12 protein-coding genes are annotated in these 13625 nt (G+C 66.9%); 4 read left to right on the forward strand and 8 right to left on the reverse strand.

Features of this window, described 5'->3' with window-relative positions:
- Positions 1-7: 7 nt before the first annotated feature.
- Positions 8-1183, forward strand: coding sequence for an SPFH domain-containing protein (locus ACVT6V_RS18130; RefSeq protein ID WP_489895153.1), 1176 nt, complete (start codon positions 8-10; stop codon positions 1181-1183).
- A gap of 75 nt (positions 1184-1258) precedes the next feature.
- Here ACVT6V_RS18130 and ACVT6V_RS18135 read toward each other — a convergent pair whose 3' ends face one another.
- The 3 genes from ACVT6V_RS18135 to ACVT6V_RS18145 form a co-directional block, all read right to left on the reverse strand.
- A complete protein-coding gene (locus ACVT6V_RS18135) occupies positions 1259-1807 on the reverse strand; it encodes a hypothetical protein (protein ID WP_489895155.1) in 549 nt (182 codons plus the stop codon).
- Positions 1804-2412, reverse strand: a complete 609-nt coding sequence (locus tag ACVT6V_RS18140) for a hypothetical protein (protein ID WP_489895157.1) — start codon at positions 2410-2412, stop codon at positions 1804-1806. The genes ACVT6V_RS18135 and ACVT6V_RS18140 overlap by 4 nt, the downstream gene beginning before the upstream one ends.
- 90 nt (positions 2413-2502) lie before the next feature.
- Entirely contained in the window at positions 2503-3279 is a 777-nt protein-coding gene (locus tag ACVT6V_RS18145; protein WP_489895159.1) for a TVP38/TMEM64 family protein, read from the reverse strand.
- A 128-nt stretch (positions 3280-3407) separates the two neighbouring features.
- On the opposite strand from ACVT6V_RS18145, the gene ACVT6V_RS18150 reads away from it, so the two are divergent.
- Genes ACVT6V_RS18150 through meaB form a run of 3 tightly spaced genes read left to right on the forward strand, consistent with a single transcriptional unit; the run spans position 3408 to position 8631 of the window.
- The gene (locus ACVT6V_RS18150) at positions 3408-5327 is read left to right on the forward strand and encodes a methylmalonyl-CoA mutase family protein (protein ID WP_489895161.1); all 1920 of its coding nucleotides are present in this window, start codon (positions 3408-3410) and stop codon (positions 5325-5327) included.
- On the forward strand, positions 5324-7603 hold the full coding sequence (gene scpA, locus ACVT6V_RS18155; protein WP_489895162.1) for a methylmalonyl-CoA mutase: 2280 nt from the start codon (positions 5324-5326) through the stop codon (positions 7601-7603). The genes ACVT6V_RS18150 and scpA overlap by 4 nt, the downstream gene beginning before the upstream one ends.
- Positions 7603-8631 carry a methylmalonyl Co-A mutase-associated GTPase MeaB gene (gene meaB, locus ACVT6V_RS18160; RefSeq protein ID WP_489895164.1) on the forward strand — a complete coding sequence of 343 codons (1029 nt, stop codon included), beginning with the start codon at positions 7603-7605 and terminating at the stop codon, positions 8629-8631. The genes scpA and meaB overlap by 1 nt, the downstream gene beginning before the upstream one ends.
- 43 nt (positions 8632-8674) lie before the next feature.
- On the opposite strand, the gene ACVT6V_RS18165 is transcribed toward meaB, so the two are convergent.
- From ACVT6V_RS18165 to ACVT6V_RS18185, 5 genes are all read right to left on the reverse strand, one after another.
- A complete protein-coding gene (locus ACVT6V_RS18165; RefSeq protein WP_489895166.1) occupies positions 8675-9517 on the reverse strand; it encodes a DUF5995 family protein in 843 nt (280 codons plus the stop codon).
- Between the two features lie 92 nt (positions 9518-9609).
- Complete coding sequence (locus tag ACVT6V_RS18170; protein ID WP_489895168.1) at positions 9610-10560, reverse strand: LLM class F420-dependent oxidoreductase; 951 nt, start codon at positions 10558-10560, stop codon at positions 9610-9612.
- A 26-nt stretch (positions 10561-10586) separates the two neighbouring features.
- The gene (locus ACVT6V_RS18175) at positions 10587-11714 is read right to left on the reverse strand and encodes a nucleoside hydrolase (protein ID WP_489895170.1); all 1128 of its coding nucleotides are present in this window, start codon (positions 11712-11714) and stop codon (positions 10587-10589) included.
- Positions 11715-12037: 323 nt separating this feature from the next.
- On the reverse strand, positions 12038-13183 hold the full coding sequence (locus ACVT6V_RS18180) for a thiolase family protein (RefSeq protein WP_489895172.1): 1146 nt from the start codon (positions 13181-13183) through the stop codon (positions 12038-12040).
- Between the two features lie 15 nt (positions 13184-13198).
- Complete coding sequence (locus tag ACVT6V_RS18185; protein WP_489895174.1) at positions 13199-13612, reverse strand: Zn-ribbon domain-containing OB-fold protein; 414 nt, start codon at positions 13610-13612, stop codon at positions 13199-13201.
- Positions 13613-13625: the final 13 nt, after the last annotated feature.

The raw sequence follows: 13625 nt of genomic DNA on the forward strand, positions 1-13625 counted from the left end.
CAAGATCATGGAGTACATCGGATTGATCGTGGTGGTCCTGCTCGTCCTGCTCGTGGTGACGGTGCTGGTGAAATCCGTGGCGTTGATCCCGCAGGCCGAGGCAGCTGTCATCGAGAGACTGGGGCGCTACACCCGTACGGTGTCGGGTCAGCTGACACTGCTGCTGCCGTTCATCGACCGGATCCGCGCTCGTGTCGACATCCGTGAACGTGTCGTCTCGTTTCCGCCCCAACCGGTGATCACCAAGGACAACCTGACCCTGTCCATCGACACCGTTGTGTATTTCCAGGTGACCAACCCGCGCTCGGCGGTCTACGAGATCGATGACTACATCACCGGTGTGGAACAGCTCACCATCACCACGTTGCGCAACGTCGTCGGCGGGATGACCCTCGAGGAGACGCTCACCTCCCGCGACTCCATCAACGGGCAGCTGCGTGGTGTCCTCGACGAGGCGACCGGCCGATGGGGACTCCGGGTTGCCCGGGTCGAGCTGAAGAGCATCATGCCGCCACCCTCGATCCAGGAATCGATGGAGAAGCAGATGAAGGCCGACCGCGAGAAGCGGGCGACGATCCTGGCCGCCGAAGGCCAGCGGGAGTCGGCCATCAAAACTGCCGAAGGCAACAAGCAGAGTCAGATCCTGGCGGCCGAGGGCGCCAAGCAGGCAGCGATTCTGGGTGCCGAGGGTGAGCGGCAATCACGCATCATGCGGGCCCAGGGTGATCGGGCCGCGGCATATCTGAATGCGCAGGGTGAGGCGAAGGCGATCGAGAAGACCTTTGCGGCGATCAAGGCGAGCAAGCCGACACCGGAGGTGCTGGCGTACCAGTATCTGCAGCAACTCCCGGAGATGGCCAAGGGGGCCGGCGACAAGGTCTGGGTGGTGCCATCCGACTTCGGTTCCGCGCTGCAGGGTTTCGCGAAGTCGTTCGGTGTCCAGGGCGACGACGGTGTGTTCCGCTATGAACCGTCGCGCGACGACGAGCCGACCGCGGTCGACGAATCCGATGTGGCGGACTGGTTCTCGCTGGCGTCGGATCCCAAGGTGGCCCAAGCAGTTGCCGAGGCCGAGGCGGTGGCACGCAAGCCGGTGGCACCCGAGGTGACCACGCACGCGGCGCGGGAGTTGGGCTATCAGACCTCCAACGATCTCGCACCGCAGCCTCGGTCATCGGAGTGATGGTGCGTCGTCACGGAGGGCGGCCTTCGTGACGACCTCTCCGTCGTGCTGCGTGGTTGCTGGGACCAGGAGCGGTCAGTGCCCGATGAGGTAGGCGACGCCGGCCATGCCCGCCGCCCACAGTACCGAGGCGAATGTCCCCATGATGAATTGCTCGCTGGCCTGGGGAGCACGGAGCTCGGGATACCGGGCGAAGCTCTTCACCGCGAGGATGACCACCAGACCATCGGGCCAACCGGCGAGGAGAGTCGCGGCCACCGCACCGCGTTCGAGGTAACCGATGACCCGGCCGCCGCGCAGCGGTCCGCGGTCGGGGCCGTCGTCGTGCGGATTGACCCCTCCGGCTCGTAGCACGAGGCGGACCACGAACCCGCCGCCGGCCGTCGCCGCGATCATCGACGCGCACACGGTCACTACCTCTCCGGCATCGCGGGCCGGACCGGCGGATGCGGCGATCACGGCGGCTGCGGCCGCCAGGACGATCATCGTGGCGGCGGTCGTCCCGTCGAGCGCGGTGGCAGCACGGGGATGTCGAGCGTCGTCGAGCAGTCGGAGTCGCACGATGGCGGGGATCACCGCTACCACGGCCGTCGCGACGAGCAGGATGATCGCCGTTGCCGTCATCGCTTCTCCCCGTTCGGTGCGTTCCCGGTGTCGGCCCGTTCGAGGAGTTCGGTCACGAGTGCCAGCGCATCGCGCTCGATGTCCCATCGGGCACTCTGCAGCCGTTGCGACATCGCCTGTGGAGTGATCCCCAGGACGTCCGCGCCTTCGGCCTGGGTCACGCCGGTCCGCATCACCCTGACCGCTTCGTCGCCGTGGTCGCTGCGGCCGGCGATCACATCGGCCAACAGCCGTGCGGCGGTCTCGGCATGATGCGACCACAACGTGTCCACACCGCGGATCGCCAGCGGGATGCGATGCTTCTTCGCCGCCTCGACGGCGTCACGGGCGTATTCGAATGCGGGGCCACGGCCGGACCGCGTCGAGGCAGGCAGGGGGAGGGCGACCGGGCCGATGCCCACGCCGACGCTCCAGTGACCGTCGGCGGCCAGGGCGACCGCGAGACGCGCGACCACGTCCGGTGCGTCAGCGGTCGCCTGCACCTCATCGCCCGCGGTTCGTTCGAATCGGCGCAGGAGCGCCACCTCGGCCATGTCCTCGAGGAGTCCATCGACGCGATCGACATCACCACGGCTGCCGCGTTGGTCCACGGTCAGGACGTACACACGCCACCACCTCCGACACTCAAGGTTAGAGACTTGATATGCAGATATCAAGTCTCAGTGCTTGATTGGACGAACCTTGATCGCGGGATATCAAGGGATGCAGCTTGATTCCTCTGGGGATTGGTCCGACCGTCGATTGGCCGGATCGGTGACGGGGAGTCTGGCGTCCAGGATCAGGCCGATGATGCCGACGGCGAAGAAACAGGCACTGAGCAGCAGCAGGAGTGGATTGCGCTGACCTGCCAGAGTGTCGCCGAGGAAGACGACAGCCGCCGTTCCCGGAGCCATGCCCAGGACCGTCGCGACGAAATAGGGGAGGGCGCGCACCGACGACAGTGCCGAGCAATAGTTCGCCACGGAGAACGGGCACGCGGCGATGAGGCGGAGTGAGCCGACGGCGAGCCAGCCTCGTCTGCTCAGACGATATTCGACCGAGCGGACCACGGGTTTCGTCAGATAGGGGCGGATCCGTTCCCGGCCGAGCATCCGAACCAGCCAGAACGAGACCATCGCGGCCACGGTCGAGGCGATCATCGCACCGGTGAACCCGACGATCGGACCGAAGAAGATGCCGGACATCACGGTGAACGGAGACCGGGGGACCGGCGCGAGCGTGACCACCGCATAGATGACGAAGAACGCCCAGACGAACGCGGGTCCCAGCCCTTCGCCCCAGGTACGCACACTCGCCACCGTCGGTAGCGGGATCAGGTAGGAGCCGATGAGAACCACGGCGACCATCGCGGTCAGCGTCAGTGCCGGGCGGAGTACGCGACGATCGATCCGGGCCCGCGGACGACCGGTACCGTCTGCCGTGCCGTCGGCTGTCGACGAATCGTCGACAGTGGCGGCGGGCTCGGTTTGCACCGGCCCACTGTACCCGCGCGATCGACGTGTGATGGATCACGCAGCGACCTGGACTGTGGGCCGAGCGAGCGTTCGGCTAAAGTCGGTTACGCGCTCGAACCGGGAGCATCACGGAGGTGTCACGCCCCATGTCGCAGACCACTGCGTCGAAATCAGATCGGCCCGACAGGCCGCTCGACGAGGCCTATAACGCCTGGTCGCAAGCCGCTGCCGCGGTGGTGGCCAAGTCCCGCAGGACCACCGTCGACGAGCTGGGTGCTTCAGCCGAGGAGTTGCTGTCGACCAACACGTTCGACGGTCTGTCCATCCGACCGCTGTACACGCGAAAGGACGAAACCGCTGAATCCGGCGTGCCCGGCAGCTTTCCGTTCGTCCGCGGCGCCGACCCGGACCGCGACGTCACCGCCGGATGGCGCGTGACCGAACGCTTTGGCGACGACGCCACCCCGGTGGCCGATGTGAACCGGGCAGTCCTGGACGCGCTGTCCGGCGGGGCGAGCGGGCTCTGGTTGTCGATCGGCAACACGATCACACCGGACGACATCGCCGCCGTTCTCGAGGGCGTTTACGTCGACCTCATCCCGATCACCCTCGACGCAGGGGCGGCCGGAATCTCCGCCGCGCGCGCGTTGCTGGCTGCCCGGGAGAGTGCGGTCGCCGCGCCCGAGGCCGCCGCACCGACCGCCGCGACCGTGACGTCACTGGGTCTCTCCCCGCTGACCGCGGCGTTCTCGGGTCGGCCGACCGTGCAGGCCGCCGAGGCGACCGCCCTGGCAACCGAGGCCCCGACCGGCGTCCGGACCTTTCGGGTGGACGGCACCGATTTCGCCACTGCCGGAGCCGACAACGGACTCGAACTCGCTCTGCTCGTGGCCGCAGGTGTCACACACCTGCGCGACCTGACCGCCGCAGGCCTGTCCGCGGCGGACGCTCTGGGCCAGATCACCTTCGCCGTCTCCGCCGGAGACGATCAATTCGCGACCATCGCCAAGTTCCGGGCATTGCGCAAGCTCTGGGCCCGGGTCGCCGAGGTGGTCGGGGCCCCCGAGGCGGGTGCTGCGCTCACTCACGGCGTCACCGACCTGTCGATGCAGACCCAGCGCGATCCCTGGGTGAACATGCTCCGGACCACGATCGCCGCATTCGGTGCGGGAGTCGGCGGGGCGGATCAGGTGACGGCCCTCGGATTCGATGCCGCCATACCGTCGCAACGCCGGACCAGCAGTCCCGCATTCTCTCGGCGCATCGCACGCAACACCCAGTTGCTGCTGCTCGAGGAGTCGAACATCGGCCGCGTGCTCGATCCGGCCGGCGGTTCATGGTTCGTCGAATCGCTCACCGACGAGCTCGCCACCAACGCCTGGACGGTCTTCGGCGAGATCGAGACCGCCGGCGGCTATCGCGCAGCACTCGGGTCGGGATGGATCGCCGACGAAGTGGCGGCCTCCCTGGGCCGCCGTGACGACGCGGTGGCACATCGCCGCGCCGCGGTCACCGGCGTCAACGAGTTCCCCAATCTCGACGAGAAGCCGTTCGCGTCCGCGATCGCGGACGCCGTGGACGTGCCGATGGGCGCCCCGCGTCTCGCTCGCGTGGGCCGTGCCTTCGAGGAACTGCGCGATGCCGCGGATGCAGTGCTGGCCGAGGCGGGCCGTCGACCGACGGTACTGCTGCTGCCTCTTGGTACCGTCGCCGAACACAACGCCCGAACGACGTTCATCGCCAACCTGCTCGCCGCAGGTGGTATCTCGACGATCAACCCCGGGCCGCTCGCTGTCGACGGCATCGCCGCGGCAGTAGCCGAGGCCGGCACGCCGATCGCGGTGATCTGTGCGAACAAGCAGCGGTACACCGACGACGGTGCTGCGGCACTGGCGGCCGCTCGCGCCACCGACCTGAGCACCGTGTTGATGGCCGGACCGGACAAGGAGTGGCCTGACGGCGGCGACCGCCCCGACGGGTCGTTGCGGATCGGCATCGACGCGGTCGCGACCCTGCGGGGACTTCTCGACCAGCTGACCCACGAATCGGCGGGAGCGACATCATGACCCAGACGGAACCGACCCGTGCCACCGAGGATTTCGGCGCGATCCCCAGCTTCGCCGGGGTGGACCTGGCGTCCGCCGCGGCCCCGGGTGCCGCCGACGCCGATGCGGCGATCCAGCGGATGGCCCGGGACCAGGGGCGCACCACCGACGAGATCACTTGGACCACACCGGAACAGATCGATGTCCGCCCGATCTACAGCCGAGCGGACCGCGACGCGGTGACCACGCTCGAGGAACACCCCTACCCGCTGGACTCGATTCCGGGCGAGGCCCCGTTCATCCGCGGCCCGTACCCGACGATGTATGTCAACCAGCCGTGGACGATCCGGCAGTACGCCGGATTCTCCACCGCCGCAGAGTCCAACGCCTTTTATCGCCGCAATCTCGCGGCCGGCCAGAAGGGCCTGTCGGTCGCCTTCGACCTCGCCACCCACCGTGGCTACGACTCGGACCATCCGCGCGTCGCCGGGGACGTCGGCATGGCCGGGGTCGCCATCGACTCGATCCTCGACATGCGGCAGCTGTTCGACGGGATCGACCTCGGCTCGGTGTCGGTGTCGATGACCATGAACGGCGCCGTGCTGCCGATCCTGGCGCTCTATGTGGTGGCCGCCGAGGAACAGGGAGTGCCGCCGGAGAAGCTGGCGGGGACCATCCAGAACGACATCCTCAAAGAGTTCATGGTCCGCAACACCTACATCTATCCGCCGAAACCGTCGATGCGGATCATCTCCAACATCTTCGAGTACACCAGCCAGAAGATGCCCAAGTTCAACTCGATCTCGATCTCCGGCTACCACATCCAGGAGGCCGGGGCGACTGCGGATCTGGAGCTCGCCTACACGTTGGCCGACGGGGTCGAGTACATCCGCGCCGGTCTCGAGGCGGGCCTCGACATCGACAAGTTCGCGCCGCGGCTCTCGTTCTTCTGGGGCATCGGGATGAACTTCTTCATGGAGGTCGCCAAGCTCCGCGCGGCTCGCCTCCTGTGGAGCGAACTGGTCGCCCAGTTCGAACCCGCCAATGCGAAATCGCTGTCTCTGCGCACTCATTCGCAGACCTCCGGGTGGTCGCTGACCGCGCAGGACGTGTTCAACAACGTTGCCCGCACCTGCGTGGAGGCGATGGCGGCGACCCAGGGTCACACGCAGTCGCTGCACACCAACGCCCTCGACGAGGCGATCGCGCTGCCGACGGACTTCTCCGCCCGCATCGCGCGTAACACCCAGTTGCTGCTGCAGCAGGAGTCGGGAACCACGCGCTCGATCGACCCGTGGGCGGGTTCGAACTACGTCGAGTGGCTGACCCACCAGCTCGCGCAGAAGGCGCGCGCACACATCGCCGAGGTCGAAGAGGCCGGCGGCATGACGCAGGCGATCAACGAGGGCCTTCCGAAACTACGCATCGAAGAGGCCGCCGCCCGTACCCAGGCACGCATCGACTCGGGTCAGCAGCCCCTGGTCGGGGTCAACAAGTACCTGGTCGACGAGGACGAGGAGATCGAGGTCCTCAAGGTCGAGAACTCGAAGGTCCGCGCCGAGCAACTGGAGAAACTCGCCCGGCTGCGCGCCGACCGCGACGAGGCGGCGGTCCAGGCGGCCCTGGAAGATCTCACGCGGGCCGCGGCATCCGACGAGGGTGGACTGGAGAACAACCTGATGGCGCTGGCGATCGAGGCGGCCCGCCACCAGGCGACCGTCGGTGAGATCTCCGACGCGATGGAAAAGGTCTATGGTCGCCATCAGGCGGAGATCAAGACCATCAGCGGGGTGTATCGACATGAGGCCGGACAGGTGAGCAACGTCGACGCGGCGACCGAGATCGTCCGGCAATTCGGTGAGGCCGAAGGCCGTCGGCCGCGTGTGCTGGTCGCGAAGATGGGCCAGGACGGTCACGATCGCGGCCAGAAGGTGATCGCGACCGCGTTTGCCGACCTCGGCTTCGACGTCGATGTGGGCCCGCTGTTCGCCACGCCCGAGGAGGTCGCCGCGCAGGCTGCGGACAACGACGTCCATGTCGTCGGCGTCTCCTCCCTCGCCGCCGGTCACCTGACGCTGGTGCCGGCACTGCGTCAGGCCCTCGCCGACGTCGGGCGTCCCGACATCATGATCGTGGTGGGCGGTGTCATCCCGCCGGGCGATTTCGACGAACTCTACGAGGCGGGTGCGGCGGCGATCTTCCCGCCGGGCACGGTGATCGCCGACTCCGCGGTCGAACTCGTCACCAAGCTCGCGACCAACCTGGGACACGAGCTGGCGGGCGTCGCCGGCGAGTGATGGCGGAGCAGAACGCCCCAGCTGCGGTGGCCGCGTCCCGGCGACAGATCGACATCGATGCCCTCGAGCAGTCGGTGCTGGCCGATCGCCGCGCCGACCTGGCGCGTGCGATCACTCTCGTCGAATCGACGCGACCCGACCACCGGGCGGCGGCGCAGGAACTGCTGTTGCGGCTGACACCGCACTCGGGCAAGTCGTTTCGGGTCGGTATCACCGGTGTGCCGGGTGTGGGGAAGTCGACCACCATCGAGGCGCTCGGAACCTATCTCATCGAGCAGGGGCACAAGGTCGCGGTCTTGGCCGTCGACCCGTCGTCGACACGTACGGGCGGATCGATCCTGGGCGACAAGACCCGCATGGGTCGGCTGTCGATGTCGAAGGACGCCTACATCCGACCGTCACCGACCTCCGGCACGCTCGGTGGTGTCGCGCGAGCGACCCGCGAGACCATCGTGCTCGTGGAGGCGGCCGGCTTCGACGTGGTCCTGGTGGAGACGGTCGGGGTGGGTCAGTCGGAGGTGACCGTGGCCAACATGGTCGACACCTTCACCTTCCTCACCCTGGCCCGCACCGGGGACTCGTTGCAGGGCATCAAAAAAGGGGTCCTCGAGCTCGCCGACGTCGTCGTGGTGAACAAGGCCGACGGCAAGCACCTCAACGAGGCCAAGGGGGCGGCACGCGAGCTGAAGAACGCCCTGCGACTGATCTATCCGCATGACACCCTGTGGGTGCCGCCGGTGCTGACGATGAGCGCGATCGAGAACACCGGCGTCGCCGAGTACTGGGACGCGGTGCTGCGGCACAAGAAAACCCTCTCCGACGCCGGGCAGTTCGAGGCGCGGCGCAACCAGCAGCAGATCGACTGGACCTGGGCGATGGTCGACGACATCGTACTGTCCCGTCTCGCGAACAGCGGACCGGTCAAACAGATCCGCAAGGACGTCGAGCAACAGGTACGGGCCGGAGACCTGACCCCTGCTCTGGCGGCCCAGCAGATCGTCGACGCATTCGACACCCGACCCGACTAGGGCGTGTCTCCCTGGCTGAACCGGCGCCGCGAACGGCTGCGGGCTAGCCCAAGTGCGTGGTGATCGGCGCGGGGGTGGATGCCACGTCGTCGAGCACCCGGATGTTGTGGGCGACATCGCGGCTCTCGCGTTTGGCCACCGCGGCGATCGCGAGGTCGAGAACGCCGGCCACACCTGGCGGGTCGAAGATCAGCGTGGATCGGTGGGCGACCTGGATGTCGCGTGCGCGGATCGTCGCTCGTCGGAGGAGGTCGGGCTCGAGCGCCAACACGGTGGCGAATTGCCAAGCGCCGTCACGGAACACCTTGATCGCCTCGTTCAGCAGGAAAATCTGGTTGTCGCGGAGAACGGCGTAGATGTCGGCCAGTGCAGGGGAGAGTTCGTTCAAGTCCTCGACCACCCCGTTGACCTGGCTGGCCAGCACCGCGTTGATGGTGTCGAAATCCTTGTGCAGAGAGCTCAGCTTCGTGCGCCCCGTGAACTGGACCGCGGCGATGCCGAGGTCCAGGGAGATATGGCTGTTCACGCCTGACAGCATGTGCTGCAACAGGATCGGTTCGGGCAGTTGTGCGCGATCGAAGGTGACACGCCACGAGCGGGTCGGTCTGCCGAACTGGTCCGGGTGAAAATAGCGGTTCAGGGCGTCGAAGTAGCGGGAGGCGAACGCGGCGTCGAACGCCTTCATCCGCGGGCCGTCCTCGAACAGACCATCATCGATCGCGACACCCACCGCGAGCGTGATCCGCTTGTACAGCGCGGCGAAATACCCCAGTCGACTCGACTCCCGAACCGCCCAGGCGATGATGGCGTCGATCGCGGCCACCACCTCGTCGATGGTGGCGACCGGACCGATCGGTGCCGGGGGCGGCGGGTGGGGCGGCGGCATGAGACGATTCTGGTCCCCGGCCCGCCGGGTCGGGTGCCGGAGCCGGGAATGCATCTCTTGGGATGACGCACCGACCCCGACGACGCGAGCGGTCAGCCGATGAGCGGGGCCAACGTCTGTCCCAGCAACGAAACACGGCCCGGCACATGACCGTTTGCGGGTGCATTGACGGTGACACCGTCCACGCCGGTGGCCAGCAACTTGCTGTAGCGTGCCGCAACCTCGTCGGGGTCACCGACGATGGTGGAGGCGCGACGCACGTCGGCGGCCGGATTCCGCTGCAGATATTCCTCGAACTCGGCGACGGCCTCGTCGTGGGTGGGCGCGATGCAGGCCGACGTCTGCAGCGTCACGGTGATGTCGGCGCGGTTGCGGCCCAGCCGGTCACAATGGCCTGCGAGTGCATCGAGCTTGCGGCCGATGTCCTCGACGGCACAGATGAGATTCGATTCATCGGCGTACTGTGCGACCATCCGCAGGGTCTTGCGTTCGCCGGCGCCGCCGATCATCACCGGGATCTTCGACAGCGGCGCAGGCACATTCATCGCCTCACTCACCTGATACCACTTGCCGTCGAGCGACGGCTTCTTGCCTTCGAGCATGCCGAGGATGATCTGCATCGACTCCTCGAGCTTCTCGAAACGGTCGGTGAAGGTGCCGAACTCGTAGCCGAGTGAATCGTGTTCGAGCTCGAACCAGCCCGCGCCTATCCCGAGTTGTCCGCGACCGCCGGAGACGATGTCGAGGGCTGTGACCGTCTTCGCGAGCAGGGTCGGGTTGCGATAGGAGTTGCCCGTCACCAGTGACGACAACCGGACCTTCGATGTGTGCTGCGCCAGCGCCGACAACAGGGTGTAGCACTCGAACATGGGATCGTCGGGGGCGCCGAGGATCGGAAGCTGATAGAAGTGATCCATCACCAGGACGGTGTCGAAACCGGAGTTCTCGGCTTCAACGGCTTGGGCGACAACTGTCGGGAACAGCTGGTCGGAGGGGACGTCGGGGTAGGTGAAGTTGGGAATCTGGTAGCCGAGTCTGGTCACTCCTCGACGCTACGCCCGCGCCGGCCTCAATGCAGCCAGTCGTCCGCCGCACCTGTCGTTATGACCGAATTGTCCGAAGGTGCAAACGATCTGGCGAATCTGCCGAGCGTCTCGATGAGTTCGTCGAACACCGCTTCGACATCGGTGGAAGCCGCGATTCGGGCATTCGGTTCACCGGTCCTCGACCGCTCGTCGGCGACGGTCATCCCCCGGGTGAGCCGTCCGGTCAGTTCGATGTCCACGCGCGCAGGAACCGTGGTCACGATGTCCGGGGTGAGTGCCACCATGGCCGCAAACGGATCGTGCAGGTGCGCGATGTAGCCCTCATCGTGCGCCTGGTGGAACTCGAAGTAGAAACGCAGTGCGTCGGCGAGGTGACGGATGACCGGGTTGTCGGCAACCGACCGCACGCCGATCTCGTCGGCTGGATCCGGGCACTCGACGGGGGTGCTGCCGGCCGCGGCGGCCAGACGGACGAGATGGTCGGGTGTCATCGCCACGGACTCGGTCAGATCGAGGGGGCAGACGATCGGCGGTCCGATGCCCTCGGTCCCGAACGCCGCGAAGACCTCGGCCGCTGCCTCCGGGTCGACGGCGATGTTCCACTCCGAGGTCGGGGTGGTGTTGCCGTGAACGTGAAACGCGCCGCCCATGATGACCAGCCGCGCCAGCCGGGTCGGCAGCGCAGGGTCGCGTCGCACTGCCGTGGCCAGCGACGTCAGCGGTCCCGTGACCAGTCCGATCAGCTCGCCGGGATATGCGTTTGCGGCCTCGATCCAGGCATCCGCGGAGTCGGTCGAACTCGCCGTGATGGTGGCCGACGGAAGTTCGGCATAGCCCACACCCAGTGGTCCGTGGGTGTCCTCGGTGGTCATCAGCTCCGCGACGAGCGGGCTGTCGGCGCCCGCGTGCACCGGGATGTCGGCACGTCCGCACAGCTCGAGCCATGCCAGGTTGTTGGCGGTCACGACATCGACGGGCACGTTACCGGCGGTGGAGGCGATCCCGACGATGTCGACGTCGGGCCGACCGAGCAGGTACAGCAGTGCCAGAGAGTCGTCGATGCCGGTGTCGCAGTCGAGGAAGAGGCGGGTCACGAGTCCATTGTCGCCTGTCCGCAGCCGACGAGTCGGCGACGGGGTACGACGCGCCATCCGATCAACCCGACGAAGCCTCCGAACGTCACCACCCGGTCACTGGGGAGCCTCCGAACGCCACCACCGCGGTCCCTGAGGAGCCTCCGAGCCTGCGTCACGGGAGCCTCCGAACGCCACCACCGCGGTCCCTGAGGAGCCTCCGAGCCTGCGCCACCACCCGGTCCCTGAGGAGCCTCCGAGCTTGCGAGGATGCGTCACGAAGGGCCCTTCGTGACGCTCGCAAGCTCGCTCCTCAGGGACCGGATGGTGACGCTCGCAGGCTCGCTCCCTTCGTGACGCTCGCACGCTCGCTCCCTTCGTGACGTGCGCATGATCGCTCCTCAGAGCGAGACGATCGTCGCCGAGGCCGTACCCGGTGCGCCGTAGACCTGGGCGAGGCCGACCCGGGGGTTGCCCGGCACCTGCCGCTCGCCGGCTTGACCCCGGAGTTGGCGCACCAGTTCGTGCATCTGACGCAATCCCGAGGCGCCGATCGGTTCGCCGTTGGCGATGAGTCCGCCGTCGGTGTTCACCGGAATGGACCCGGTGATCTCGGTTGCGCCCTCGGCGAGTAACTGCTCCTGCTCGCCGTCCTTGCACAGTCCGGTCTCGGCCATGTGGATCACCTCGGCACCGGCATCGGTGTCCTGGAGCTGCGCGATGTCGACATCCTCTGGTCCGATGCCGGCCCGTTCATACGCCGCCCGGGACGCGTAGACGGTGGGTGACATGTCCTCCTCGATCGGCGCCGACGTCGCATGAACCTCGTATGCACCGGCTCGGCGGGTACGGATCTCGCTGGCGCGTAGGAACACCGGCTTGTCGGTGAACTTGTGGGCGATGTCGGCTCGGCACATGATCACCGCGGCCGCGCCCTCGTCCGGCGAGCAGAACATGTACTGCGTCAGCGGGTAGTTCACCATCTGCGAGTTCAGGATCTGGTCCTCGGAGATCGGCGTGCGCCGGAACGCATTCGGATTCCGCTCCCCGTTGCGGAAGTTCTTCGCCGCGACCTTGGCGAGGGTGGCCTGCGAGATGTTGTGATCATGGATGTAGCGATTCGCCTTGATCCCGAAGAACTTCGTGGTCAGGAACTGGCCGTTCTGCGCGTACCACTGTGGCAGCGCGAGTTTCGCGGGATTGTCGGTGAAGGCTCCCCGGGGATGCTTGTCCATACCGACGGCGATACCGATGTCGTAGGTCCCGAGGCGGATGGTGTCGGCCGTCTGCTGGATGGCACTGGCCGACGTCGCGCACGCGTTGAACACGTTGGTGAAGGTGATGCCTGTCAGCCCGACGAGACGGGTGACCGCATCCGGGTTCGAGATCTCATAGCTGCCGCCGAACCCGAATTGGATGTCCTTCCACTCCACCCCGGCGTCGGTCAACGCCAGTTGGATCGCCTCGGCGCCCATCTGCATCGCAGTCTTGTCGAAGCGCCCGAACGGATGGAGTCCGACACCGATGATTGCTACGTCGTTGGTCATGGAATTCCTCTCGGATCAGGCCGGCGCGAAGGCGAAGGTGTAGATGTCGTCGCCATCGGCATCGGTGGCGAACGGGATCATGGTCAGCTCGACGTCCTGACCGAAGCGCAACTTGGCCGGATCGTTTTCGGTGAGACGACCCTCGACGCGGACCACGTCGCCGAGTTCCACCAACCCCACACCGAAAGGGACGAAGTCCTTGCCGGTCGGTCCGATGTATGGGTCGCCGGGCGGGAAACCTTGGACCGTCCAGGCGATGAGCTTGCCGTTGCGGGGGAGTAGTACCTCGGCCGTGGCGCCGGAACTGCACTTGGGGCAGCGGTCCTGGACCGGGAACGTCGTGAACTCGCAGTCCGAACACCGGGTTCCGATGAGCTGCGTGTTCTCGTCCGGCCATGTGGAGATCTCGGGCGCGAGCGCCTTTGGCATGTCGTTTCCTCGC

The organism is Gordonia sp. LMA167 (assembly GCF_058130025.1).